The organism is Pseudomonas fuscovaginae SE-1 (assembly GCF_000364705.1).
Classification (GTDB): domain Bacteria; phylum Pseudomonadota; class Gammaproteobacteria; order Pseudomonadales; family Pseudomonadaceae; genus Aquipseudomonas; species Aquipseudomonas fuscovaginae_A.
In genome coordinates, this window is record NZ_AQOH01000010.1 from 1 (window position 1) to 26,372 (window position 26,372).

The window sequence follows — 26,372 nt, forward strand, 5'->3', positions numbered from 1 at the left end:
CTAGCCTCAGCTTCTGCTCTAGCCTCAGCTTCTGCTCTAGCTTCAGCTTCTGCTCTAGCTTCAGCTTCTGCTCTAGCCTCAGCTTCTGCCCTAGCCTCTACTTCCGCTGCAGATCCAGATCCAGCCATTCTGCAGGCATGAAAAAGCCCGCAGCGACGGCGGGCTTTTTCTACAAGCGGGTAGCGCCACTCAGATAGGGCGGCTGCCGTACTTGTTATCCGGCTTCTTGGGCGGATCGGCGACCACATTGGCCTCCACTTCCTGCACCTTGCCACCACGCGCCAGGAACTCTTCCATGGCCCGCGCCAGAGCATCACGCTCCTTGTTCTTGGTCTCGACGCTGGGCAGTTCATCGACCGATACCGCGGCCTTGGCCTTGCCCTTGGAGGTCGGAGCAGGAACGTCGCCGCCATCGTCGTCGGCGACGTCCACGTCTTCCGCAGACGCTTCCAGGCCTTCTTCGTTCTCGTCTTCGTCGCCTACTTCGAGGTCATCGTTTTCCAGATCATCGTCGCTCATGTTCTACCTCATGACTTGCGAAAAGCAGATTAGTTATAGCCCAGCCATGCCGACTGTCGAAGGCTGCCGGAAAAAAATCAACATCCGCTGCTATCCAGCGGCTTATGCCCCATCACCCTGGAGGGTGGCAAGGACTTTAAGGGCACCGCCGTGATCGCGGTGCTCGCCAAGATAGACGCCTTGCCAGGTGCCCAACGCCAAGCGCCCCGCCGTTACCGGCAAAGTCAGCTGACAGCCTAGCAAACTGGCCTTGAAGTGCGCCGGCAGGTCGTCCGCACCTTCGTCATTATGTTCATAGTCGAGGTCGCCTTGCGGGACCAGTCGATTGAAAAAACGCTCGAAGTCGCGACGAACCGCCGGGTCGGCATTCTCGTTGATGGTCAACGAGGCCGAGGTATGCTGCAGCCACAAATGCAACAGACCGACCCGACATGCCTTGAGTTCAGGCAAGCCCGCAAGCAACTCATCGGTCACCAAATGAAAACCCCGGGGCTTGGCCCGCAAGGTGATCAGGGTCTGTTGCCACATACCGTTCTCCGCCCATCGGCGCGCATTCTAGCGCGCTCAGGAAAAAAGCAAAGCGCCTAATACGCCTGCCATGCTGTAAGCCATTGCCCCATGGGAACAGGGCCCGGTGTTTTGTCCGCAATGCCTCTGGATAAATCCTTTCAGGCCTTTTCGCATGGACAAAATCCGGACAAAAAAATGCCCGGCAAGCCGGGCATTTTTTTTCTGAGGCGCTTAGAGGTTATAGCCGCGCTCGTTGTGTTGTGCCAGGTCAAGACCGACCGATTCTTCCTCGTCGGTCACCCGCAGGCCCATCACCACATCCAGCACTTTCAGGATCAGGTAGGTGACGATCGCGGTGTAGATCACGGTGAAGCCGACACCCTTGCACTGCACCCAGACCTGGGCGGCCACATCGGTGGTCGCGGCGTTGAAGCCGCCCATCGACGGAGCGGCGAACACGCCGGTCAGGATCGCGCCGAGGATACCGCCGATACCGTGCACGCCGAAGGCGTCCAGGGAGTCGTCGTAGCCCAGCTTGCGCTTGAGCGAAGTGGCGCAGAAGAAGCACACCACGCCGGCGGCCAGGCCGATGACCAGCGCACCCATCGGGCCGACGGTACCGGCGGCCGGGGTAATGGCGACCAGGCCGGCGACCACGCCCGAGGCGATACCCAGTGCGCTCGGCTTGCCGTGGGTCAGCCACTCGGCAAACATCCAGCCCAGCGCGGCAGCGGCAGTGGCGATCTGGGTCACCAGCATCGCCATGCCGGCGGTGCCGTTGGCGGCGGCGGCGGAACCGGCGTTGAAGCCGAACCAGCCGATCCACAGCATGGCCGCGCCGATCAGGGTGTAGCCCAGGTTATGCGGCGCCATCGGAGTGGTTGGGTAGCCCTTGCGCTTGCCCAGCACCAGACAGGCCACGAGACCGGCGATACCGGCGTTGATGTGCACCACGGTGCCACCGGCGAAGTCCAGCACGCCCCAGTCGCCCAGCAGCGAACCGGCGCCGCCCCAGACCATGTGCGCGATCGGCGCATAGACCAGGGTGAACCAGACACCCATGAAGATCAGCATCGCGGAGAACTTCATGCGCTCGGCGAAGGCACCGACGATCAGCGCCGGGGTGATGATCGCGAAGGTCATCTGGAAGGTGACGAACACCGCCTCGGGGAACAGCGCCGCAGGGCCGGTGATGCTCGCCGGAGTGACACCGGCCAGGAAGGCCTTGCCCAGGCCGCCGACGAAGGAGTTGAGGTTGACGACACCGGCTTCCATCCCGGTGGCATCGAACGCCAGGCTGTAGCCGTAGATGAACCACAGGATGGTGATCAGGCCGGTGATGGCGAAGCACTGCATCATCACCGAAAGAATGTTCTTCGAACGCACCATGCCGCCATAGAACAGCGCCAGGCCGGGAATGGTCATGAACAGCACGAGGGCCGTGGAAGTCAGCATCCAGCTGGTGTCGCCGGAATTGAGCACCGGCGCCGGAGCAGGGTCTGCCGCCATGGCCAGGGCTGGCATTATTAGGGACAACAGGGCTCCTAGCCCTGCGAATTTACGCAGAGTCATATTGTTTTCTCCTGGGGCGTTGGGGTTTGGGCGGCTTAGATGGCGTCGGTATCGGTTTCGCCGGTACGGATGCGAATAGCCTGTTCCAGATTGACCACGAAGATCTTGCCGTCACCGATCTTGCCGGTGTTGGCGGCCTTGGTTATCGCCTCGATAACCCGGTCCAGATCCTTGTCGTCGATGGCGACGTCGATCTTCACCTTGGGCAGGAAGTCGACCACGTATTCCGCGCCGCGATACAGCTCGGTGTGACCCTTCTGCCGACCGAAGCCCTTGACCTCAGTGACGGTAATGCCCTGCACGCCGATCTCGGACAACGATTCGCGCACATCGTCCAACTTGAACGGCTTGATGATGGCAGTGACTAGCTTCATGAAACTCTCTCCCGAATTGGTGGACTTGCCCCAGGAAAACAAACCCGACTCAAGTCTAAGCGCAGTGCCTGGCTTTGTAACGCGTCGTCGGCCCTGATCAGCCTGTCGACGCCAGCCAACCGTTGCCGATCAGCCGAGCCCGCCGCACTGCCTGGTCACAGCGACTGCATCAGTGCATGGGTCATGAGCGACTAAGCAGAAACCTTGCCAGCTCTGCAAAACCCATGAATTTCAAGCGCTTGGCCAGCTTCACAAGGGAAAAGCGGCGCGGCGCCCCAAAAGTACGCACAACAACGGTGCGCGAGCGCCCGGCGGATTGCGCAAAAAGCGTGCACCGCCGGCCCTGAAAATCACTATAGACACCGCGTGGTACACTGGGCCGCCCCTGTCTCCGGAAATCCACATCATGCTCGCGCCCAAAGACTTCCTCGACGCCCTGAGCGGCCAAGCCTCCCGCCTGTTCAATGGCGAAAGCCCGTTGCCGCGCAACGAAATCGAAAGCCAGTTCAAGGCCCTGCTGCAGAGCGGCTTCAGCAAGCTGGACCTGGTCAGCCGGGAAGAATTCGATAGCCAGATGGTGGTCCTGGCCCGCACCCGCGCGCGCCTGGAGAGCCTGGAAGCGAAAGTCGCCGAGCTGGAAGCGCGACTGGCCCCCACTCAGGAATGAAGCGCCTGGCGCCGCGACGGCGCCAGGTGGATGAAGGCCGGACGGCCTGGCGGACTCAGAGCCGGAAACGGCTGACCAGCGAGTTGAAGGACAACGCCAGGTTCGACAGTTCCTGGCTCGACGTATTGGTCTGGTGCGCCCCGGCAGCGGTCTGGGTCGAGAGATCCTGGATGTTCACCAGGTTGCGGTCCACCTCGCGGGCCACATGGGCCTGCTCTTCGGAAGCGGTGGCGATCACCAGGTTGCGATCATTGATCTGCGCGATGCCATCGGCGATCTGCTCCAGTGCTTCACCCGTCGCCCGGGCCAGTTCCTGGGTCTCGGTCACCAGCGCCTGGCTCTTGCCCATGGCGTCGACCGCGCTGTCGGCGCGGTCCTGCACCGCATGGATCATGGTCTCGATCTCGCCGGTGGACGCCTGGGTCCGCGCCGCCAGGGCGCGCACCTCGTCGGCGACCACGGCGAAGCCACGGCCCTGCTCACCGGCCCGGGCCGCCTCGATGGCGGCGTTGAGCGCCAGCAGGTTGGTCTGCTCGGCGATGCCGCGGATCACGTCCAGCACCTGACCGATATCCCGCACCTGCACCGCAAGGTCCTTGACCAGCCCCGTGGACGAAGTGATTTCACGGGTCGCGTTGTTGATCGCCCGCACCGCGCTGCGGGCCTGGTCGCGGCCACTGCTGGCCTGCGTGCTGGTCGATTGCGAAGCCTGCGAGGTCGAGACGGCATTGCGCGCCACTTCCTCGACCGCCGAGGTCATTTCCGTCACCGCCGTGGCGGCCTGCTGGATCTCGTCGTTCTGGCGGGTCAACGCACGGCTGCCGTCGTCGGTGACCGCCGTCAGTTCCTCGGCCGCGGACGCCAACTGGTCGGCGGCACTGGCAATCTGCTGGATGGTGTTCTTGAGGCTGTCCTGCATGCCGCTCAGGGCATCGAGCAACTGGCCGGCTTCGTCACGACCATGGCTGGTGATGTGCTGGGTCAGGTCACCTTCGGCGATGCGTTGCGCGCATTGGACGGCCGTGGAAATCGGCCGGCTGATCAGGCGGCTGATGAAGAAGCCCAGCAACAGGGCCGTGATGAAGGCGATGACGATGCCGCTGTACAGCACCGTCCTGGCCGTTTCCTCCTGGAGGGTGGCCGCCTTGGCGTCCTCACTGATCTGGCGGTCGTTGGAGTCGATCATGATGGTCAACTGATCCATCACCTTGCGGTAGGCCTTCTGCAGGTCGCCCAGCAGCAGGACGCGGCCATTCTCCAAGTCGCCGGCCGCCATCATCGCCACATAGCGTTTCACCAGCTCCTGATAGACCGGCCAGTCGCGCGCCATCTGGTCGCCGGCGAGGCGCTCGTCCTCGGCCAGCGGGCCCTTGCGATAGGCGGCGAACGCCTGCTCGCTGGCCAGTTGGTTGGCCTTCATCGAGGCCAGGAACTCATCCTTGACGCTCTGCGGAGCGTTGCCGGCGGTCGCGACATACAACCGGTACATATCGCGCGTCTGGCCGACCGCCTTGGTCTTGGTCTGCGAGGTGTTGGCGACCGACACCAGGTTGTTCTTGAACACCGCCTGCAGGCGCGCCGACAGCGCGGAAACACCGCTGACGCCGAGCATGCCCACGGCAAGCGTGATCAGCGCGCACAGGAAGAAGGAAGTGATCAGTTTGGTCGAGAGTTTTGCATCGTTGAGCCAATTCATCGGCGGATCCTTGTGGGTGCTCGTCGAGCAACCCGTTCATGTGTGCATTTCCCTGCCCCCGGGTGATGCCAGGTGACGGGCCGGTATGGGATGCCATCGCTGCCGGGGTGCGCCCGACGACAACCTGGGCACCGCTGACGCATGGCAAGGTTTTTGGCTATCGACGTCGTACCACAGCACAAACGCACAAGCCAATTACCTGTTTTTCCCGCAAGATTGATGGGACCACTTCCGTTCTCGCCCCCTCATCGCGCACACGATGTCGGCGGGCCAACTACCTTCTGAAACATGCATTCCAGAGCCATCTACTGAAACAAATGCGTAATGGCCTTTTGCCATAATCATGGCTAAATGTTACAGCACGTGAAATACTAACCGCAAACATACGATGTCGTACGACATTATCTGTTCGGCCATTCAAATGACCCGGACGGGGTGTCACGCGCGCAAGTCAAACCGTGAGGAGCTACACATGCATCCGCAAAGGATGGGTCGGCTGTTGCCTGGCGTGCAGAAGGCAGGACCCATGAGCAATACCCTGGCCGGGTGGCTGGCCCTGATGACCGTCAGCCTGGGTGTCCATGCCGAGGCGCTCGACGCCAACGCATCGGCGGGCAAGCGCCTGGCGGTGGCCGCCGACTGCGTGGCCTGCCACACCCGTGCCGGTGGCAAGGCCTTCGCCGGCGGCTACCCGCTGAACTCGCCGATGGGCGTCATTTACTCGACCAACATCACCCCGTCCAAAACCGCCGGGATCGGCAACTACAGCGAGGCGGACTTCGCCCGCGCGGTACGCGACGGCGTGACGCCGGACGGTACCCGCCTGTACCCGGCGATGCCGTACACCTCCTACGCGAAGATGACCGACAGCGACATCGCCGAGCTGTACAAATACTTCATGCATGAAGTGCCGCCGGTGGATGCGCCAAGTCCGAAAACCAAGCTGGACTTCCCGTTCAACATCCGTGCCTCGATGATCGGCTGGAACGCCCTGTTCCACAGTGACAAGCGCTTCACCCCGGACCCGACCAAGTCCGCCCAGGTCAACCGCGGCGACTACCTGGTCAACGCACTGGCCCACTGCGACACCTGCCACACCCCGCGCAACGTGCTGATGGCCGCCGACAACGACAAGGCGCTCTCCGGCGGTTCGCTGGGCGCCTGGTACGCGCCGAACATCACCTCAGACAAGACCAGCGGCATCGGCGCCTGGTCGAGCGACGAAATCGTCGCCTACCTGCGCAGCGGCCACGTCGAGGGCAAGGCCCAGGCCGCCGGACCGATGGCCGAGGCCGTCGAGCACAGCCTGCAATACCTGGGCGAGGATGACCTCAAGGCCATCGCCGCCTACCTGCTGCAGACCACCCCGGTCGCCAGCGGCGAGCGCCAGGCCCGTCACACCTTCGGCCAGGCCTCCAACGACGAGCTGACCCTGCGCGGCGGCAAGCCGCAGGACAATCCGGGCTGGCACATCTTCAGTGGCACCTGCGCCAACTGCCACCAGGCCAACGGCCAGGGCAACCGCGAGTACCCGTCGCTGTTCCACAACACCGCCACCAGCCGTGCCGACAACCTGATCGCGACCATCGTCAACGGCGTGCACCGCAAGGTCGACGGCGTCGCCATCGACATGCCGGGCTTCGGTCCCGACGCGTTCTACACCGACCGCCTCACCGACCAGGAAATCGCCGACGTCAGCAACTACGTGCTGACCCACTACGGCAACCCTGAAACCACCGTGACCGCCGCCGACGTGGCGCGCGTGCGCGAAGGCGGCCCCAAGGCACCGCTCGCCGTCCTGGCGCAATACAGCGTGCCGGGCCTGATCATTCTCGGCCTGCTGATCATCCTGGCGCTGTTCAGGTTCAAGGCTCGTCGTCGGCGCCTGGAGGCCTGAACCATGGAGACTTCGATGACTGACAAGCAAATGCCCGCCCACACCCTCTCCCGCCGCAGCCTGCTGCGCGGCTCGGTGACCCTGGGCCTGGCCGCCCTGGTCGGCAGCCTCGCCCCGTGGCAATCGGTGCTGGCTGCGGACGACCAGGACTTCATCGCCCTGTCGCAGTTCCTCGTCAGCCGCCCGGTCAACCCGGTGCTGGCGGCGCGTTACTACCGTGCCCTGAGCAAGCGTGCGCCGAACTTCGCCGGCAACGTCGGTGCCCTGCGCCAGCTGATCACCACGCAAGGCTTCAAGCACGTGGACGAATACCTGGCCCAGCCCAACCCGGATGCGTCGCTGAAGGCGACCGCCACCAGCATCATCTCGGCCTGGTACCTGGGCATCGTCGGCGCGCTCGCCGACGCCGAACTGGTCAGCTACTCCGAAGCGCTGATGTACGCGCCGACCCACGGCATCCTCGCCATCCCCACCTACGGCGGTGGCCCCGACTCCTGGGGCAACAAGCCAACCGATAGACAGGACACCCAACTATGAGCAGTGCTGCTTACGATGCCGACGTGGTCATCATCGGCTCCGGCGTGATGGGCGGCCTGATCGCCGCCGAAATGGCCAAGGCCAACAAATCCGTGATCGTCCTCGAGGCCGGTCCGCGGGTGAACCGCCGCGACATCGTCGAAACCTTCCGCAACGCCCCGGTCAAGCTGTCGCTGGCCAACGCCAAGCTGCAAGGCGCCGGCTCGCCGTACCCGAGCCTGCCGCACGCGCCGTCCACCTACGGCGACTATCTGCAGCAGGTCGGCCCGGTCAAGTACAACACCTCCTACCTGCGTGTGGTCGGCGGTACCACCTGGCACTTCGGCTCCTCGCTGTGGCGCATGCTGCCCAACGATTTCCGCCTCAACAGCCTGTACGGGCGCGGCCGTGACTGGCCGATCAGCTACGACGAGCTGGAGCCCTTCTACGCCCGTGCCGAAACCGAGCTGGGCGTGTCCGGGGTCGACGGCCAGGACGAAAGCGGCCAGGGCGGCGCAGCCTTCCCGCCACGTTCCATCCCCTACCCGATGGAAGGCCTGAAGCCGAGCTACATGTTCAAGCGCCTGTCGACCCTGCTGAGCAAGGGCGGCTACAACCCGATCCTCGAACCCAACGGCCGCGCCACCCGCCCCTACGGCAAGCGCCCGCCATGCGCCGGCAACAACAACTGCAACCCGGTCTGCCCGATTGCCGCCAAGTACGATGGCTCCATGCACATCGACGAAGCCGAGCGGCATGGCGCCAAGCTGCTGGACAACTCGGTGGTGTACAAGATCGAGGCCGACGACGACGGCAAGATCACCGCGATCTGGTACATGCGCCCGGACAAGACCCAGCACCGCCTGAGCGCGCGCTACTTCGTGCTGGCGGCCTACGGCATCGAGTCGCCGAAACTGCTGCTGATGTCCACCTCCGAGAAGTACCCGAACGGTATCGCCAACTCTTCCGACCAGGTCGGTCGCAACCTGATGGACCACACCGGCATCAGCATGAACGTGATGACCAAGGAAGACATGTGGCCCGGCGAAGGCCCGACCCAGTTGCTGGTGTACCTCAACAGCCGCGATGGCGGGTTCCGCAAGGACTACCCGAGCTACAAGATCAAGGTGCGCAACACGGTGCCGACCTCACAGATCACCACCAACCTGATCGCCAAGGGCGTGCTCGGCTCGAAACTCGACGAGCAGATCCGCCTGCAATCGGCGCGCTCGCTGAACTGGGCGGTGGATTTCGAAACCCTGCCGCTGCCGGAAAACCGCGTCACGCCGAGCAAGACCAAGTTCGACGCCATCGGCCTGCCGGTGCCGGAGATCTACTACAGCGTTCCGGACTACTGGCATGCAGGCAAGGAAAAGGCCCTGGAGGACTTCAAGCAATTCGCCAAGCTGCTCGACGCCGACATCCTCAGCACCGACGTGGGCTTCCAGAACCGCCAGCACATCATGGGTACCACCATCATGGGCGACGATCCGAAGAACTCGGTGGTCGACCGCGACTGCCGTACCCATGACCACGCCAACCTGTTCATCGCCGGCACCAGCGTGATGCCGTCGTCGTCCTGCGTGAACCCCACGCTGACCGGTGCCGCCCTGAGCATCCGTATCGCCGATCAACTGCTCAAGGATTTCCAGGCGTAACGCCTGATCCCGCCGCAGCCGACGTGACAGGCCGCCCTGGCCTGTCACGCTCTCCCCCTCCTCCTTCCCCCTTCTCGCGAACGCCCGTGCAGGCTGTTTCAGCCCTCATTCAAGCGCCGACAACATTGTTCCTATTTTGGAATCAATCATTCTCACTTTTGCCGGATTGTCTCGATCACGGATCAACTCCAAACTACACCCATACCGCAGCCACTGAGCAAAACGCCAGGCCGGTGCCGAATTCGCTTCACACACTTTATCGACTTGAAAGGAACCTGATCATGTCCAACCGCGAACTGCTGAACCCAACCAACTCCACCCTGATCCTGATCGACCACCAGCCACAAATGGCCTTCGGCGTGCAGTCGATCGACCGCCAGACCCTGAAGAACAACACCGTGGGACTGGCCAAGGCCGCCAAGATCTTCAACGTGCCGACGATCTACACCTCGGTCGAAACCGAAAGCTTCAGCGGCTACATCTGGCCTGAGCTGCTGGCCGTGAACCCGGGCGCCAAGCCGATCGAGCGGACCTCGATGAACTCCTGGGAAGACAGGAAACTGGTGGACGCGGTGAAAGCCACCGGTCGCAAGAAACTGATCATGGCCGCCCTGTGGACCGAGGTCTGCCTGACCTTCCCGGCCCTGGAAGCCCTGGCCGAAGGCTACGAGGTGTACATCGTCACCGACGCTTCCGGCGGCACCACCCAGGAAGCCCACGACATGTCCGTGCAGCGCATGATCCAGGCCGGCGCGATTCCGGTGACCTGGCAGCAGGTTCTGCTCGAATACCAGCGCGACTGGGCCCACAAGGACACTTACAATGCCGTGATGGACCTGGTGCGCGAGCACAGCGGCGCCTACGGCATGGGCGTGGACTACGCCTACACCATGGTACACAAGGCCCCACAACGTACCCTGGGCTGATCCCTGCGAACACGAGCCCGCCAGGCTGCACTGCTGGCGGGTTTCCAACGTCTTACTGAAGAAAGGGAATTCTCCCATGCCACATGAAGGCAGCCTGCTACAGGCCTCGGTTATTTTCCTGATGGCCGCCGTCATCATCGTCCCCCTGGCCAAGCGCCTCCAACTCGGCGCCGTCCTCGGCTACCTGCTCGCCGGCGTACTCATCGGCCCGCAGGTGCTGAAACTGATGGGCAACGCCGAGCACGTCGCACACTTCTCCGAGATGGGCGTGGTGTTCCTGCTGTTCATCATCGGCCTGGAACTGTCGCCCAAGCGCCTCTGGCTGATGCGCAAGGCGGTGTTCGGTGTCGGTCTGGCCCAGGTGCTGCTGACCGGCCTGGTGATCGGTACCGTGGCCATGGCCGCCTTCGGCCAGAGCCTGCAGGCGGCGATCGTGCTCGGCCTGGGACTGGCCCTGTCGTCGACCGCGCTGGGTCTGCAAAGCCTGGCCGAGAGCCGCCAACTGAACAGCCCCCATGGTCGCCTGGCCTTCGCCATCCTGTTGTTCCAGGACATCGCCGCCATCCCGCTGATCGCCCTGGTGCCGCTGCTGGCCGTGACCGGCGTGCAGGAAACCGGCGAAAGCGGCCTGGTCCATGGCCTGAAGGTGCTCGGCAGCATCGCCGTGGTGGTGGTCGGTGGCCGCTACCTGTTGCGTCCGCTGTTCCGCGCCGTGGCCCGCACCGGTCTGCCGGAGGTCGCCACCGCCACCGCGCTGCTGGTGGTGATCGGCACCGCCTGGCTGATGGAACTGGCCGGTGTGTCGATGGCCCTCGGCGCCTTCCTCGCCGGCCTGCTGCTGGCCGACTCGGAATACCGCCACGAACTGGAATCGCAGATCGAGCCGTTCAAGGGCCTGCTGCTGGGCCTGTTCTTCATGAGCGTGGGCATGGGCGCCAACCTGCCGCTGCTGTTCGAGAACCCCGGCCTGATCATCGGCCTGACCCTGCTGCTGATCGCCATCAAGCTGCCGCTGCTGATGTTCGTCGGGCGCATGGCCGGGGGCTTGTCACGCATCGCCGCCCTGCGCCTGGGCATGGTGCTGGCCGCCGGTGGCGAGTTCGCCTTCGTGGTGTTCAAGCTCGGGCAGAACCTGGGCCTGTTCGACACCCGCACCTACGACACGCTGATCATGACCATCACCCTGTCGATGGCGGTCACGCCGCTGCTGCTGATGGCCTGCGCCCGCTTCATCAAGACGCCGCCCCAGCCGGCCCGCGAAGTGCCGGAAGAACTCCGCAAGATCAAGAGCGACGGCCCTCGGGTGGTCATCGCCGGCATGGGCCGCGTCGGCCAGGTCGTCGCGCGCATCCTGCACGCCCAGGGCATCCCGTTCATTGGCCTGGACACCTCGGTCGACACCATCGAGATGACCCGCAACTTCGAGCACGTGCCGGTGTTCTACGGCGACCCGCTGCGTCCGGAAATCCTCAGCGCCGCCAAGGTCGGCGAAGCCGAGTACTTCATTGTCGCGCTGGACGATCCGGAGAAGGCGGTAAAGGCCGCAGAAACCGTGCAGCGCCTGTACCCCCAGGTCAAGGTCCTGGCCCGAGCCCGCAACCGCCAGCACGTGCACCAGTTGCTCGACGCCGGCGCCGAGCCGGTGCGCGAGACCTACTATTCGAGCCTGGAGATGACCCGTCGTGCCCTGGAAGGCCTGGGGCTCGCCACAGCCCAGGCGCAGCGGCGGATCCAGCAGTTCATGGTCCACGACGAAGAGACGCTGGCGGCCCAGCACCTGGTCCGCGGCGATCGTTCGAAAGTCATGGAGACCGCGCAGGAAGCACGGGTGGAACTGGCGCGGTTGTTTGCCAGCGATACGGATGAGGGGGAAAAGGCGCAGGTCAGGCAGAGCTGACCGGCTCAGCCCGGGACGAACGCGCCCGGGCTGATTTCAGGCGATGGGCACCGGGAGAACAACCGAACCAACGATTGCAGGCTCGATAGAAGCTGCTGGTTTCATTGAACCCCAAGCGTCGCGCAATCGTCACCGGGCTCTGATCCGTCGAGACGATCAGGTGGCCGGCCAACTGGAAACGGCATTCGTCCAGCAGTTCCCGGAAGCCGGTCGACTCCTCGTCCAGACGATTGCGAAGCATGCGGGGGCTGAGGTTCAGGACACTGGCGACACTCTCCAGGGAGACGACGAGCCCCTTGGCCAAACCCACCGCAATGAGGTTTTTCACCACCGACGAGGTCTTCACCGGGAACTGCTGCAGTTGCGAGTTGACCTGGCTTTCATGATGCCGCTTCAACTCGGGCGATGCGGTCGGCAGCCTCTGGTGCCAGTCCCTGGCGGAAAAGGTGACCTTGTTGACGAGACTGGAGAATGCCAGCTCCTTGCCGAAAAGAGCCTCCAGCGCGGCACAGTCGGACGGCATGTCATAGCTGAACGATACCGAAACAGGCACCACCCGGCGCAACGGCAGCAACCAGTGGACGATGCCCATGATGGTGGAGAGATAACAATCGATATAGGACCTGCAAAGGCCCAGCAACTCCAGCCTCAGGAAAACCATGCTGTAGGACTCGGGCTCCTCCAGGATCAGCAGCGGAACCCCATCCGACAACAGCGATGAGTATCGCGAAAGAACCGTCATCGCCTCCCCCAGCGTGGCGCTGGACATCATCGGGTAGAGCTGGGACTGGAGCTGGCCCGGATGAAACAGGTCATAGCAGCCCAGACCGATATCGGGGCTGTTCGAGTCGGCCTGCAAAACATCCATGAATATCGAAATATCTTCTATCGGCACCCGCTGTCCGCTCGCTGCCATTTCGCTCAGACAGGCATGCAGGCGATGGACCTGATGAGAACGGGAACGCGCCAATTCCTTCAGTCCCAGTACCACTTGAGCGCAGGTGGGGGCGATAGTCGACATGGATAACTCAATACGCCTGCCGCTGTCTGGATTTGCTGGCCCTGAACTGGCCAGGCGCTGCGCCGAACCAACGTCGGCAGGCCTTGTGCAGGCTGCTTGGCTGGCAGAAACCGAGTATCGAAGAGACTTTCTTCAGGCTTAATGTGGGGATGGACAGCAGGTTGCTGGCAATTTCCTTTCTCAGATCCTCCTGCAACTCGAAAAAGGTGACGCCCTCGCGCTCCAGGGATTTTTGCAACGTGCGTGTACTCATGCGCAGCTCAAGCGCGACGTCCTGAAGCGAGGGCAATCGTCCCTGCGCAACACCCGCCGAAAACACTGAGCGAACCCTTTCAGCCAACGACCCGTTTATCTGCTCGTCCAGCAGCGCATCCGCATACCGGCAATGAACGTCCTCAAAGGCAGGGTTTGCGCTGAACACCCGCGCTTCCCTGATATCGTCACTGAACGACAGGCTGAGGTGCGGCGCATCGAAAGTGAGGTGTTTCCCCAACAACCGCTTCAGGCTTTGCGTCTCGGAAGGTTCCGGATAAGGCAATTGCACCAGGGTTGGCTGGATTTTCAGGGGGTGACCGAGCCAATGGACGAGGCCGAGAATGGCAGCGGCGGCGGCGTCGATGAGGTACCGTGGAACCCCGGAGCCGGGAGCACCATTGATGTGCAACGTCATGACAAGACTGTCGCAGCGCTCATCCAGATCGATGAATGATGCAGCCGTGAGCAGTGGATAGTATTTGACCAGACGCTGCAACGCGATGCCGATCGTGGGACTGGACATGACCGAGTAACCCGGGACGCCCAGGAGATACGGCTGAACATATTGATACACCGCAAGCCCGCTATCGGCATTCCCGCTGGACGCGTGCACTTCATCAAGCAAGCGATAAACCAGGGCGAAATCCAGTTTATCGGACTCGACCGAATCGGCTATTTTCGACTTATAAGAATCAAAGATATCTTTTATCTCTGAGTTCTCTGCGAACATCCTATGGTCAATGTCAGTTGTTCCACTCGCTACAAGTTTCAATGTTGCTCACCCTGAGAATTTCCAATGACCACATACCACCTGAGCCCAGACTATCGAAGGGTGACCTGCGCGAGCGGACATCATAAAAGGATCTCAAGACACTAGGCAAGTCGATACGCCGGTGTGATCATTCGCCAATTAATAGCTCATCGCCACCTCCTGCACTTCCAGTCGTATTGTCCCCCTATCCGGGGACGCGCACGCACATACCCGATGTTTATCGAACATCACCCCGGACTTTTCAGGATAAATACGAGGCGGAGCCGTTCAATTGTCGCTGCAAAACAAAATGACGTCGTATTGAGACTTCCGCCCCATAAAATAAGCAGGTGCCTGTAACCGGAAGGTGAAGCCAATGGCCTCTCGCACAAACATGAACTCCAGTTTGGAGTTCTGCAGCGTTTCATCCGAAGAAACACCGGATTTTGTTCGCTGGTTCTACGAAGAACTTGCACAGGGGCACTTCTTCCTCGCGTTTCAACCGATCATGTCGGTCGAATCGAATACGAATCTGTACTACGAGGGGCTGCTGAGGCACTGTGATGGGCCAATGAGACTCAACCCGTTTCCGGTACTGGAAGAACGGAACTGCATCAGGGCGCTCGATCATTGCGTCGTGTCGAGTATTCTCGGCCAACTGAGAAAGTATCCGACCATGCACCTGGGCTGCAACATATCGGCGCAAAGTGCGGTGCTGGACGAACGATGGAGCTGCATCATTTCACAGCTGCGAGCCGAGCCAGGCCTGGCCCAAAGGCTCGTCATTGAAATAACCGAAAGCGCCTCCTCCAATCACGGCGCGGCCGCGGAGTTCGTCATTCGCATGCGAAGCCTGGGTTGCATGTTGGCGGTTGACGACTTTGGCTCCGGATTCAGCACCCTCGAGTTCATCCGCACAGCATCGCCGGACATCATAAAAATCGACAAGGGCTACTTGCAGCGTGCTCGGACTTGCGACGTGGCTGGCGAGGCATTCCGGCATCTTGTGGGGCTGTGCAAAACCCTGGCGCCCCATGTGATCGCCGAGGGCGTGGAGTTCGAGGGTGATACCGGACGCCTGATGGACTGCGCTGCCACCTGGATGCAGGGCTTTCTGGTCGGCAGGCCCCAGCGCCTTTTGCCCGGAACCTCCACTGAGTGCGTGATCGAAAACCATCCGGCCTGAGGCAACTTCCACCGGTCCCCTGGCGATCTTGCCATTGTCCGGCTTCTGACGACTGAATCGAGGTAAAGAATCTTGCTGCGAAAAATGAAAATCGCCAATCGGATCCTGCTGTGCTTCTGCTCGATCGTCCTGATTGTCTTGTTGCTGGGTCTCTTTGGCCTGATGCAGATCGCCAAGGTGAGAGAGGAAGGCCAGAAGATCGAAAATGATGCCTTGCCCGGCATCGCGCTGGGTGACGATATCGCGCTGGCGTTCTCGAACACCAGGACCGACGTGGTTCGCTTGTTGTCGGTGGACCCGGCGGCATTACCCGAGGCTTATGCGAAAGTTCAGGAAAAGCAGAAGCTGTTCAATACGGCCGTCGACTTGTATCGCCCCCTTATCACCACTGCCGAGGAAAAGTCGGCGGTCGACAGCATTGTCCAGCTGTTCACCACGTACGGCACAAACACGGAAGCGGGCTATAACCTGTTGAAGGCCGGCAAACACGAAGAGGCCCAAGAGATCATCATCGACAAGATGGTGGCGATCGCCGGACAGATCAAGGAGCAGTTGAAAAAACTCGAAACGATAAACGACGACTCCAAGGCAAGATCGTCCGCTGCCGCTGAAGCCGCCTACCATAGCGCTCAATGGGTGATCGGCATCGTGCTGCTCCTGTCGCTCCTGTATACGCTGATCCTCGCCTGGCGATTGATCCACAGCCTGGCGGGCCCCATCGGTCAGGCCCTGGGCAGCTCGGAAAAGATCGCTTCCGGCGACCTGCGACAGTTCGCGACGGACATCGACGGTGTCGATGAGGCCGCCCTGCTGCTCCAGTCGATGGAACGCATGCGCGGCAATCTGCACACGATGCTCCAACAGATAGGCGCTGCCGCCAACCAGCTCGGATCCGCGGCGGAAGAACTCAATGCGCTGATGCGCGACAGCCATGCAGACCTGAACTCACAGAACATCGAAATCGAGATGGCGGTCACCGCCGTCACGGAAATGACCCAGGCCGTGGAGGAAGTGGCGCGCAACGCGGCCTCGACCTCCGAAGCGTCGCGCGCCTCGAGCAGCGCCGCGCGCTCAGGGCAGGAGGAACTCACGGTGACCCTGGGCTCGATCAGCCACCTGGTACACAACGTGGGTGACGCATCCGCCCAGGCGCAACTGCTTTCGGGCCACACCCAGGCGATCAGCAAGGTACTGGAAGTCATTCGCGCCGTGTCCGAGCAGACCAACCTGCTGGCCCTCAACGCCGCGATCGAAGCGGCCCGGGCAGGTGAAGCCGGCAGGGGATTCGCCGTGGTCGCCGACGAGGTACGTGGCCTGGCACACCGTACCGGCGAGTCCACCCGGGAAATCGAAAGCATGATCGAACAGGTGCATGTCGGTACGCACAACACGGTCAAGGCCCTCGAACTCAGCACCTCGCAGGCCGAGCAGACCCACAGCCAGGCGACCTCCGCCAATCAGGCCCTGTCGAGCATCGTCAAGTCGGTGGCGGAGATCGATGAACGCAACCTGGTGATCGCCAGTGCCTCGGAGGAACAGGCTCAGGTCGCCCGGGAGGTCGACCAGAACCTGGTGCGCATTCGCGACCTTTCCGCCCAGTCCGCCGTGCGTGCCAGCCAGACCACCGGGGCGAGCGAGGCGCTGGCGCAGTTGGCCGGCGAGCTGAATGGGACGATCGGGCGGTTTACGCTCTGAGTGAGCAGCACGCGAGGTTGAGCGGGCAAGCATTCGCAAGCACAAGGAACGTGCTGATCGTGCATGGCCAGACGGCGGAAGCCTTGTCCGGCGCAGAGCATCGGTCAAACCTTGAAGCGCTTGATCAGTTGATCCAACTCTCGCGCCAGATGGTCGAGATCCTGACTCATCTCATTATTCTGCGCCGTCATGCCCTGCGTCTGACTGATGTGACGGGATATTTGCGTCAGACTCTGGTTCACTTCTGCGCTGATACTCGATTGCTCTTCGGCGGCCGTCGCAATCTGATTGTTCATACCGGTAATGTCCGATACGGCCTGACTCACGCCTGACAGGATCTGCCCCGTGCCATTGGCCTTGGCCACCGCCACTTCACTCACCTTGATACTGTTCTGCATGGCCAGCACCGCGGCGCGTGAGCCCTGCTGCAACTGACTGATTTTTGCCTGGATTTCTTGTGTGCTCGTTTGAGTGCGCGATGCCAGCGAACGGACTTCATCGGCGACCACGGCAAAACCGCGCCCCTGCTCGCCCGCACGGGCGGCTTCTATCGCGGCGTTCAAGGCGAGCAGATTGGTCTGCTCGGCGATCGCACGAATGACATCGAGAATGGAACCGATGGACTCGACGTCCTGACCGAGCGTCTGAATGTCTTGTGCCGCCGTCTCGATATCGGCGGCCAGGCCACCGATCGACTGGATCGTCTCATCGACGTTGAGCTGGATGGCGCGGGCCTGCTCATCGGTATCACGTGTCATCCGGGCAGCGCCTTGCGCTGACTCCGCAACATTGTGAGTGGCTTGCGCCATCTGCTCCATCGCGTGAGCGACCTGTTCGGCATCGGCATTTTGACGGACCAGGGCATCAGCTGCCTGTTGAGTGCTATGACGCAACTGATCGTTGCGCTCTTGCAGGGCATGCACACAACGCGTCAAGTCCAGAATCATGTCGCGAATCTTGCTGACGAACAGGTTGAAGGCATTCGCCATCGCGGCTGTTTCCTGATTGCCATCAACCGGCAGATGATGCGTCAAATCCCCATCTTCGGAGGCCAGCAGCTGCAGGTTGTTCGTCAGCAGCCGGATAGGACGCACAAGCGAAGCCGCCACCCAAGAAGCCAGAGCGGCGAGAGCAACCAACAGCACGGCCAGTGTCAGCCATTGCTTGATGCGCATCTCATCCAGCGCCTTCTGCTGTTGCTGCATCTGATCATTGATCAGGGCATCGACACCATCAATGTAAAAACCGGCGCCAAGCGTCCAACCCCATTTTTCCAGATAACGAGAGTAGGACAACTTCGGGTAGGACACGCTGTCGCCCGGCTTGGGAAAGTAATAGGTGACAAAGTCGCCGCCGCGCTTGGCCGCACCAATCAACTCGCGGATCAGGTAAACACCGTTGGTGTCCTTCAGATCCCAAAAATTCTTACCCTCGTCTTTCCCGGCCAGAAAGACACGATCGCCCTTGTCGGTATAGGCGAAGAAGTAACCGTCGTTGCCATAGCGCAACGCCCGCAAACGATCGGCGGCTTCTTTCTTGACCTCGGGAGACTGGGCATCAGGGCTTTCATAGAGCGGTTTGATCGCCGTGAAGGCGATATCCATGTAATGCAGCAACTCGTCCTTTCGCGTCTTCAACAAGTTCTGGCGGGTTTCTTCCAAGCTGCGCTCGCTCAAGGCCTTTTGCTCGGAAATGGCCTGGAACTGTACGACAAGAGCGGTGAAAAATGCGGGAATGATGGCCAGCATCAAGACCTTATTACGAATGTTCCATTTCATGCGTGCCGCCAATTATTAATATTATGATGCAGACTGTATCGGCAGATTGGGAAAATCTTGAACTGAACCCAGGCGGGTACAGACACGGAAGTGGCATCGTCGAGGCTGACTTCCACAGCACGGCACAGACAACGAATCGTCTAGACACACAATGGCGCCCAGCCTCCCTCCCCCACTCGACTAGCCTTCCAATACTGGGAGACCTTCGGGTCTGCCGGATTCCTTTTGCTCCGGTTCGCCAACCCGCGTACAGCTGCCACCCAATCGTTTGGCGACGGTTATCGGCAGCCCTGCAAGCAAAAGGGGCTGTCTCGATGAATAACGCTGAAACCCACCTGGTTCCTCACGTCTTCACCCGTAACAAATTCAACCTACACGCGCTTCTGCTGCACTGGAACAACCAGCCGTGGATTCGGTTGCAAGACGTTCCTCATATGCTGCCGGTGGGAGAGCAACTGCCAGATATACACAGAAAACCATGGTGGAAACGTGCATCACGACTGTTTCCACCGTTTTCCTGAAGATCGAACGCGGCCCTTCAAAGCGAAACAGCGAGGACATCTGTCATGTCCTCGCCAGCATGCGGTAATCAAAAACCGTATGCCTATAGACATACAAAAATGCTCACCCTGCGCCTATAAGCTATCGAAAACGCGGTTTCACCCACCGAAGAGCGTCCCGCCTTCCAAGAGGCTCGTTCAGTCAATTCATTCAGGATGTGTGCATTGGGCGATTGTGGCCCACCGACTCAGCCAGCCGACGTCAGGATGGCAACAGTCCGGATTTGAACAAACGCGCTGATGGAAAAATCAACAAGCGGTATTACCTGGAGGCCGGCCACCATAGAAGGCGTGGTCTATGACCTGAGCCATCTGGCGCCACATCTCTGGGAGGTCACCTTACCCTCCAAAGGTGACAAACCCAGCCTGACGCTACAGGTGAATGTAACCTACGGACTGCACTGCTTCTCACGCACCGCCGAGGCCAATGAACAGGTTCATCCAGAGAGCTGGTATGCGGATTCGCGCGAAAAGCGAGTGTTCTGCCGGCTTCGCTGGGAGCTATCGAAGCAACTGCCCGACATCATCGCCACCTTGAGAACACGCAGGTGCATGCACACTGGCCGAGAGGAGTTCGTGACCGTTGAGGTCGTGCATGAAGGGCGCGCATTCGACTACGCAGTCTTCTTTACCGTCAGCAGGGCCAAGAAAGCCGAAGGCGCTCACCTGAACCTTTTCGTGAACAGCGCACACGAACGCTACGATCCGTTGAAGTACACGAAGCCGATCAGATTCGACTTCATCCTGCTGAACCGGTTTCAGGGCAAAGAGATCAAAGTGCCACGCTGAAAAAGAAAAACCCCCGCAAATGCGGGGGCCTTCTTTAATCCGGAATCTCTTGGTTATCCCACTCTATGGTGCGGACCTCTTGCGAGGTGGATGGACGCTTTCACCGGTCAGCGCTACCTTTTCAGTGGGTCCATTATTCAACTATTGGTTGATAAGTTAAAGGGCCGTTGATCATTTCACATCATCCGGAATCACTTTGCTGCCCCTTGTGGGAGGCGGCTTGCTGCGGGCGGCGTTTCGACGATCCGCCGAAGGCGGCCATCCAGCAAAATCTCCAGAAGCAGAAAGGACGCCATCGCCAGCAAGCCGGCTCCTACAGGGAATTGCGGTGGGCTCGCTGCCTCAGTGCTACAGGCATAGCGCCATTCATGGGCGTTTTTTCTGGACACACAAAAGCCCTCAACCCTCCCCCTCACTCGACTAGCCTTCCAGAACCGCAACAAATCCGCCTCACGTTCAAGGAAGGAACATGTCCCTGGCCATCGTCCACAGCCGCGCCCAGGTCGGTGTGGAAGCTCCTGCCGTCACGGTCGAAACCCATCTCGCCAACGGCCTGCCCAGCCTGACCCTGGTCGGGCTGCCTGAAACCGCCGTGAAGGAAAGCAAGGACCGCGTGCGCAGTGCGATCCTCAATTCGGCCCTCGACTTTCCCGCCCGGCGCATCACCCTGAACCTCGCGCCAGCGGACCTGCCCAAGGACGGCGGACGCTTTGACCTGGCCATCGCCCTGGGCATTCTCGCCGCCAGCGTGCAGGTGCCGGCGTTGGCGCTGGACAGCATCGAGTGCCTGGGCGAGCTGGCGCTCTCCGGCGCCATTCGCCCGGTACAAGGCGTGTTGCCGGCAGCCCTGGCCGCCCGCGCCGCCGGACGGACGCTGGTGGTGCCGCTGACCAATGCCGAGGAAGCCTCGCTGGCCAGCGGACTGACGGTGATTGCCGTCGATCATCTGCTGCAACTGGTCGCCCATCTCAACGGCCACGCGCCGATCAAGCCGTTCGAGTCCAACGGCCTGCTGCACCAGGCCAAGCCCTACCCGGACCTGAGTGACGTACAGGGTCAACTCGCCGCCAAGCGTGCCCTGCTGATCGCCGCCGCCGGCGCGCATAATCTCTTGTTCAGCGGCCCGCCCGGTACCGGCAAGACACTGCTCGCCAGCCGACTGCCCGGGCTGTTGCCGCCGCTGGATGAACATGAGGCCCTGGAAGTGGCGGCCATCCAGTCGGTCGCCAGCCATGTGCCCTTGACCCATTGGCCACAGAGGCCGTTTCGCCAGCCCCACCACTCCGCATCCGGGCCGGCGCTGGTCGGTGGTGGAACAAGACCGCGTCCTGGCGAGATCACCCTCGCCCATCATGGCGTGCTGTTTCTCGATGAACTGCCGGAGTTCGACCGCAAGGTGCTGGAAGTGCTGCGCGAACCACTGGAGTCGGGCCATATCGTGATTTCCCGCGCTCGCGACCGGGTGCGTTTTCCCGCTCGATTCCAGTTGGTGGCGGCGATGAATCCGTGCCCCTGTGGATATCTTGGCGACCCGACCAACCTTTGCCGCTGCACGCCGGAACAGATCCAGCGCTATCGCAACAAGCTGTCGGGCCCGCTGCTGGACCGCATCGACCTGCACCTGACCGTGGCCCGCGAGGCCACGGCGTTGAACCCGGTCAAGGAGCCGGGAAACACCACGACCAAGGCGGCCGAGCGAGTTGCAGAAGCCCGGCAGCGCCAACAACAGCGCCAGGGCTGTGCCAACGCCTTTCTCGATCTGGAGGGTTTGCGCCAGCACTGCACGTTATCCACAACCGATGAAACCTGGCTGGAGACAGCCTGCGAGCGCCTGACCCTGTCGCTGCGGGCCGCGCATCGGTTGCTGAAGGTGGCAAGGACGTTGGCGGATCTGGAGCAGGTGGAGATGATCAGCCGGGAGCATCTGGCCGAGGCGTTGCAGTATCGGCCCGGTAGTGCCTGAGATGGCCGGGATAGTGGCTGGTACTGCGGTGAGGTTGAAGGCCTATTCGCGGGCAAGCCGCGCTCCTACAGTGCCGAGTCGTATATAAGGTCCATGTACGACTCGGCACTGTAGGAGCGCGGCTTGCCCGCGAATGGATCTAAAGACCGACGCCGCCTCAACGGAACCGATCAACCTCCTGCCGCAACTCCGCCGCCAGCATTTCCAGTTCGCGCGCGGTCTGGGCCAGGTTGGAGACCACTTCGCGCTGTTCGCTGTTGGCCAGGGCGATGCTCTGCAGGTTACTGCTGAGCAGGGTGGCGGTGCTGCTCTGTTCCTGGGTAGCGGTGGTGATGGCCGCGAATTGCTGGCCGGCCGAGCGGCTCTGTTCGTCGATGCGCTGCAGCGCCGAGGCGACGTTGGCGTTGCGCGACAGACCTTCCTGCATCAGCGCGTTACCCTGCTCCATGGTCTGGATGGCATGGCCGGTTTCCTGCTGGATGCTGTGGATCATGCTGGAGATTTCATCCGTCGCCTCGCGGGTACGGCCCGCCAGGCTGCGCACCTCGTCGGCGACCACGGCAAAACCACGCCCCTGTTCGCCGGCGCGGGCGGCTTCGATGGCGGCGTTGAGCGCCAGCAGGTTGGTCTGCTCGGCAATCGAGGTGATCACGCCGACGATGCCGCCGATTTCCTGAGAGCGCTGGCCGAGGGTGTTGATCACCGTCGCCGTGCTGCCCAGCGCGGCAGCGATCTGCTCCAGGGACGATGACGCCTCTTCCATCGAACTGCGACCAATGCGCGTCTGCTGGGCGTTTTCCTGGGCCAGACGCTCGGTGTTGCTCATGTTGTCGGCGATATTCAGCGAGGTGGCGCTGAACTCCTCGACCGCACCGGCCATGCTGGTGATTTCGCCGGACTGCTGCTCCATGCCTTCGTAGGCGCCGCTCGACAGGCCGGACAGGGCCTGGGCACGACCGTTGACTTCCTGGGCGGCCTTGCGGATGTGCTCGACCATGGTCGACAGCGCCTGGCCCATCTGGTTGAAGCTGGCGGCCAGTTGGCCGATTTCGTCGTGGCTCGACACATTCAACCGTACGCTCAAGTCGCCCGCGCCCAAGGCCTGAGCCTGGCGCACCAGGTCACCCAGGGGACGCAGCTTGCTGCGCAGCAGCCAGACCGCCGCCGCGACCGCCAGCAGCATCGCCAGCAGGCTGCCCAGCACCAGGCGGATACCGACGCTCCAGGTCACTTCGCTGATTTCAGCCTTGGGCATGCTCGCCACCACCGACCACGGACCATCGTCGAAAGGCACTGCGACGCTGTAGATGTCGTCGCTCTTGTCGCTCCAGAAACGTCCCTGGCCCGGCTGTTTGGCCAGGTCGGCGATCACCTTGGCCGCCTGCTCGGGGTCGTTCACCGCGGCCGGCGCCACCAGCCAGCGCTTCTGCTCGTCGAGCAGCGCCAGGGAGCCGGTGGTGCCGATGCGGAAGCGCTTGAGGTTGTCGAACTGCGCCTTCTGCGCATCGGTGTAGTCGAAACCGACGAACAGGACCGCGAATACCTTGCCGCTGCTGTCGCGCACCGGGGTGTACTGGGTCATGTAGTAACGGTCGAAGAGCAAGGCGCGGCCGACATAGCTCTGGCCCGCCATCAGCTTGGCATAGGCCGGATGCTGGTGGTCGAGCAGGGTACCGATGGCGCGGCTGCCGTCCTGCTTGGTCAGGGAGGTGCTGACGCGGATGAAGTCGTCGCCACTGCGCACGAACAGGGTCGCGACCCCTGCGGTCATCTGCTTGAATTCGTCGACTTCGCTGAAGTCATTGTTGAGCAGACTGTCGCGCAGGTACAGGCCCGGAGCCTGGGTCCCGGCCACACTGACCGGCGCATCGGTGCGCACGCTCAGGCCACTGCTGAAGCGCTTCTCGAACAGCCCGCTCAGGCGCTGGGTGCTTTCGCGCAAGGTGCCGTGGAAAGTGTTCAACTGGTCGGCCAGCAGGCGCGCTTCGCTGGCCAGATGCTCTTCGCGGGTATCGAGGTTGGCCGAATCCAGCGAGCGCAGGGCAAATACGGCACTGCCGCTGATCACCACCGCCAGGATGACGGAGAGCGCAAGACCGAGCTGCGTGGCAATTCGGGCACGGGGTTGAGGCATGAACAGCTCCTGACCGAGTGGCCGGGTCATCCTTATCCCATGGCCCTACCCGGCTTTTTTTAATAGTTGAGTCGTGAGAGGCCTTTCTGAACGAAGGTTCCATGTCGCTACAGTCGGCTGCTCCTACAGATACTTGAGCAAATCGGAGGGATATTTGCCAGAAATCTGACCGAAGGGTTGTGCGCTCAGCCCAGGCGTTCGACCTGAGGCAGCTCCATGGCGGCCACCTCGCCTTGCAGAAAGTCGCTCAGGCGGCGCAGGCGCTCGCCGCCGGGGCGGGTTTTCGGCCACACCAGGTAATAGTTTTCGCCACTGGCCACGGCGGTCGGCCAGGGCAAGCTCAGGCGTCCCTGGGCGACGTCCTCGGCCACCATCAGCAGGTCGCCCATGGACACACCATAGCCACGGGCCGCGGCAATCATCCCCAGTTCCAGGGTATCGAACACCTGGCCACCCTTGAGGGAGATGCGATCGGACAGACCCATGCGCTCCAACCAGTTACGCCAGTCGCGACGGTCCGGCGTCGGATGCAGCAGTTCGGTGGCGGCCAGGCGTTCGACATCCCAGGGCTGGTCGTTGAGCAGGGCCGGTGCGCCCACCGGGATCAGCCATTCGGAGAACAGGTAGCTGGATTCCCAGTCCGGCGGAAAATGCCCGACGCCCAGCAGCACCGCGCAATCGAACGGCTCCTGGTTGAAGTCGACATTGTCGACGTCCATCCAGGCGCTGGTCAGCTGGACTTCGTTGCCTTTCTGCAGGTGCCGGAAACGGCTGATGCGGGCCAGCAGCCAGCGCATGGTCAGGGTCGACGGCGCCTTCATGCGCAGGATGTCATCCTCGGTGCGCAAGGTATCGCAGGCCCGCTCCAGCGCGCCGAACCCCTCGCGAATGCCCGGCAGCAGCAGCCGCGCGGCTTCCGTCAGTTGCAGGTTGCGGCCGTTGCGCTGGAACAGCCGGCAGGCGAAGTGCTCCTCCAGGGTGCGGATATGCCGGCTGACCGCGCTCTGGGTAATCGACAGCTCTTGCGCCGCCCGGGTGAACGAGCTGTAGCGCGCCGCCGCTTCAAAGGCGCGCAGGGCATAGAGAGGGGGCAGACGGCGGGACATCGGGGACCTTCCGAAAACGGGATGGAACAGCATCTGGCAGAAACTTCAGCATGAGTTTTTATCATGCGAGCAATCGTTTTTATCCCTTTGTGCAAAGCCATGCAAGCGCCGAGAATCCATCCTTTGACCCTCCTGCCACTCTGCGAGTCCGATGATCATGCAGCATCCAGCACGTACCGAACTAGGGGCCATCCTGCGGCTGTCCGGGCCGTTGATCGCCTCGCAGTTGGCGCACATGCTGATGGTGCTGACCGACACCCTGATGATGGCCCGGCTCAGTCCCGAAGCCCTGGCCGGCGGTGGCCTGGGCGCGGCGAGCTATTCGTTCGTGTCGATCTTCTGCCTCGGGGTGATCGCCGCGGTCGGCACTCTGGTCGCCATCCGCCATGGTGCCGGGGATACGCAAGGCGTCGCCCGCCTGGCCCAGGCCGGGCTCTGGTTGGCCTGGGCCATGGCACTGGGGGCCGGCCTGCTGCTGTGGAACCTCAAGCCGCTCCTGCTGCTGTTCGGCCAGACGCCGAGCAACGTGCAGGCCGCCGGCCAGTTCCTGCTGGCGCTGCCCTTCGCCCTGCCCGGCTACCTGAGCTTCATGGCCCTGCGCGGCTTCACCAGTGCGCTGGGGCGGGCCACGCCGGTGATGGTGATCAGCTTGTGCGCAACCGTGGCCAACTTCCTGCTCAACTATGCGCTGATCACCGGCATGTTCGGCCTGCCACGCTTGGGCCTGACCGGCATCGGCCTGGTCACGGCCATCGTCGCCAATTGCATGGCGCTGGCCCTGGCCTGGCACATTCGCCGGCATGCGGCGTATCGCGATTATCCGTTGCTGCGGGGCCTGTCGCGGCCGAACGGGCAGTACCTGCGCGAACTGTGGCGGCTGGGCCTGCCGATTGGCGGGGCCC

At 62.1% G+C, this 26,372-nt stretch carries 21 protein-coding genes and 3 pseudogenes; 12 read left to right on the forward strand and 12 right to left on the reverse strand.

Annotated elements, in window-relative coordinates:
• Window positions 1–189: 189 nt before the first annotated feature.
• From sutA to glnK, 4 genes are all read right to left on the reverse strand, one after another.
• Window positions 190–519 (reverse strand): transcriptional regulator SutA, encoded by a 330-nt coding sequence (gene sutA / locus K675_RS0101630; RefSeq protein WP_017901763.1) that lies wholly within the window; start codon window positions 517–519, stop codon window positions 190–192.
• 102 nt (window positions 520–621) lie between these two features.
• Window positions 622–1,047 (reverse strand): secondary thiamine-phosphate synthase enzyme YjbQ, encoded by a 426-nt coding sequence (locus K675_RS0101635; protein ID WP_017901764.1) that lies wholly within the window; start codon window positions 1,045–1,047, stop codon window positions 622–624.
• Window positions 1,048–1,260: 213 nt separating this feature from the next.
• A complete protein-coding gene (locus tag K675_RS0101640; RefSeq protein WP_026144827.1) occupies window positions 1,261–2,601 on the reverse strand; it encodes an ammonium transporter in 1,341 nt (446 codons plus the stop codon).
• A 35-nt stretch (window positions 2,602–2,636) separates the two neighbouring features.
• Entirely contained in the window at window positions 2,637–2,975 is a 339-nt protein-coding gene (glnK, locus tag K675_RS0101645; protein ID WP_002555808.1) for a P-II family nitrogen regulator, read from the reverse strand.
• Window positions 2,976–3,381: 406 nt separating this feature from the next.
• On the opposite strand from glnK, the gene K675_RS0101650 reads away from it, so the two are divergent.
• Window positions 3,382–3,642, forward strand: coding sequence for an accessory factor UbiK family protein (locus K675_RS0101650; protein WP_017901766.1), 261 nt, complete (start codon window positions 3,382–3,384; stop codon window positions 3,640–3,642).
• Between the two features lie 55 nt (window positions 3,643–3,697).
• Here K675_RS0101650 and K675_RS34020 read toward each other — a convergent pair whose 3' ends face one another.
• Both K675_RS34020 and K675_RS34025 read right to left on the reverse strand, forming a co-directional pair.
• Window positions 3,698–4,561: a methyl-accepting chemotaxis protein gene (locus K675_RS34020; protein ID WP_420066319.1), complete on the reverse strand. Its 864-nt coding sequence runs from the start codon at window positions 4,559–4,561 to the stop codon at window positions 3,698–3,700.
• Window positions 4,556–5,338: pseudogene (locus K675_RS34025) on the reverse strand (MCP four helix bundle domain-containing protein); the annotation flags it as partial. The pseudogene K675_RS34025 and the gene K675_RS34020, both read right to left, overlap by 6 nt.
• Window positions 5,339–5,864: 526 nt before the next feature.
• Here K675_RS34025 and K675_RS0101660 point away from each other — a divergent pair.
• The 5 genes from K675_RS0101660 to K675_RS0101680 all read left to right on the forward strand — a co-directional run bounded on the left by K675_RS0101660 (window position 5,865) and on the right by K675_RS0101680 (window position 12,232).
• Window positions 5,865–7,235: a cytochrome c gene (locus tag K675_RS0101660; RefSeq protein ID WP_017901768.1), complete on the forward strand. Its 1,371-nt coding sequence runs from the start codon at window positions 5,865–5,867 to the stop codon at window positions 7,233–7,235.
• A 15-nt stretch (window positions 7,236–7,250) separates the two neighbouring features.
• A complete protein-coding gene (locus tag K675_RS0101665) occupies window positions 7,251–7,772 on the forward strand; it encodes a twin-arginine translocation pathway signal protein (RefSeq protein ID WP_017901769.1) in 522 nt (173 codons plus the stop codon).
• Window positions 7,769–9,409 (forward strand): GMC family oxidoreductase, encoded by a 1,641-nt coding sequence (locus tag K675_RS0101670; RefSeq protein WP_017901770.1) that lies wholly within the window; start codon window positions 7,769–7,771, stop codon window positions 9,407–9,409. The genes K675_RS0101665 and K675_RS0101670 overlap by 4 nt, the downstream gene beginning before the upstream one ends.
• A 281-nt stretch (window positions 9,410–9,690) precedes the next feature.
• The gene (locus tag K675_RS0101675; protein WP_017901771.1) at window positions 9,691–10,335 is read left to right on the forward strand and encodes a hydrolase; all 645 of its coding nucleotides are present in this window, start codon (window positions 9,691–9,693) and stop codon (window positions 10,333–10,335) included.
• 76 nt (window positions 10,336–10,411) lie between these two features.
• On the forward strand, window positions 10,412–12,232 hold the full coding sequence (locus K675_RS0101680; protein WP_017901772.1) for a monovalent cation:proton antiporter-2 (CPA2) family protein: 1,821 nt from the start codon (window positions 10,412–10,414) through the stop codon (window positions 12,230–12,232).
• On the opposite strand, the gene K675_RS0101685 is transcribed toward K675_RS0101680, so the two are convergent.
• Together K675_RS0101685 and K675_RS0101690 are read right to left on the reverse strand one after the other, a co-directional pair.
• Entirely contained in the window at window positions 12,219–13,253 is a 1,035-nt protein-coding gene (locus K675_RS0101685; protein ID WP_017901773.1) for an AraC family transcriptional regulator, read from the reverse strand. The two genes, K675_RS0101680 and K675_RS0101685, sit on opposite strands and share 14 nt — an antisense overlap.
• A 7-nt stretch (window positions 13,254–13,260) precedes the next feature.
• A complete protein-coding gene (locus K675_RS0101690) occupies window positions 13,261–14,238 on the reverse strand; it encodes an AraC family transcriptional regulator (RefSeq protein ID WP_017901774.1) in 978 nt (325 codons plus the stop codon).
• Between the two features lie 397 nt (window positions 14,239–14,635).
• Between K675_RS0101690 and K675_RS0101695 the strand changes: the two genes are divergently transcribed.
• Both K675_RS0101695 and K675_RS0101700 read left to right on the forward strand, forming a co-directional pair.
• Window positions 14,636–15,445, forward strand: coding sequence for an EAL domain-containing protein (locus K675_RS0101695; protein WP_017901775.1), 810 nt, complete (start codon window positions 14,636–14,638; stop codon window positions 15,443–15,445).
• Between the two features lie 84 nt (window positions 15,446–15,529).
• The gene (locus K675_RS0101700; protein WP_017901776.1) at window positions 15,530–17,140 is read left to right on the forward strand and encodes a methyl-accepting chemotaxis protein; all 1,611 of its coding nucleotides are present in this window, start codon (window positions 15,530–15,532) and stop codon (window positions 17,138–17,140) included.
• Window positions 17,141–17,244: 104 nt separating this feature from the next.
• Here the strand turns inward: K675_RS0101700 and K675_RS34030 are convergent, their stop codons facing one another.
• Together K675_RS34030 and K675_RS34035 are read right to left on the reverse strand one after the other, a co-directional pair.
• Window positions 17,245–18,087 (reverse strand): methyl-accepting chemotaxis protein, encoded by an 843-nt coding sequence (locus tag K675_RS34030; protein ID WP_420066320.1) that lies wholly within the window; start codon window positions 18,085–18,087, stop codon window positions 17,245–17,247.
• A 12-nt stretch (window positions 18,088–18,099) separates the two neighbouring features.
• Window positions 18,100–18,918, reverse strand: a pseudogene (locus K675_RS34035) (cache domain-containing protein); the annotation flags it as partial.
• Between the two features lie 383 nt (window positions 18,919–19,301).
• On the opposite strand from K675_RS34035, the pseudogene K675_RS33500 reads away from it, so the two are divergent.
• The 3 genes and pseudogenes from K675_RS33500 to K675_RS0101715 all read left to right on the forward strand — a co-directional run.
• Window positions 19,302–19,439: pseudogene (locus K675_RS33500) on the forward strand (BRO-N domain-containing protein); the annotation flags it as partial.
• Window positions 19,440–19,718: 279 nt separating this feature from the next.
• Complete coding sequence (locus K675_RS0101710; RefSeq protein WP_017901778.1) at window positions 19,719–20,267, forward strand: hypothetical protein; 549 nt, start codon at window positions 19,719–19,721, stop codon at window positions 20,265–20,267.
• 469 nt (window positions 20,268–20,736) lie between these two features.
• Window positions 20,737–22,230: a YifB family Mg chelatase-like AAA ATPase gene (locus tag K675_RS0101715; RefSeq protein ID WP_017901779.1), complete on the forward strand. Its 1,494-nt coding sequence runs from the start codon at window positions 20,737–20,739 to the stop codon at window positions 22,228–22,230.
• Between the two features lie 157 nt (window positions 22,231–22,387).
• Here K675_RS0101715 and K675_RS0101720 read toward each other — a convergent pair whose 3' ends face one another.
• Together K675_RS0101720 and K675_RS0101725 are read right to left on the reverse strand one after the other, a co-directional pair.
• Window positions 22,388–24,364, reverse strand: a complete 1,977-nt coding sequence (locus K675_RS0101720; RefSeq protein ID WP_017901780.1) for a methyl-accepting chemotaxis protein — start codon at window positions 24,362–24,364, stop codon at window positions 22,388–22,390.
• A gap of 185 nt (window positions 24,365–24,549) precedes the next feature.
• Window positions 24,550–25,470, reverse strand: coding sequence for a LysR substrate-binding domain-containing protein (locus tag K675_RS0101725; protein ID WP_017901781.1), 921 nt, complete (start codon window positions 25,468–25,470; stop codon window positions 24,550–24,552).
• Window positions 25,471–25,621: 151 nt separating this feature from the next.
• On the opposite strand from K675_RS0101725, the gene K675_RS0101730 reads away from it, so the two are divergent.
• Window positions 25,622–26,372: MATE family efflux transporter (locus tag K675_RS0101730; protein ID WP_017901782.1), on the forward strand; the 751-nt coding region annotated here is incomplete at its 3' end.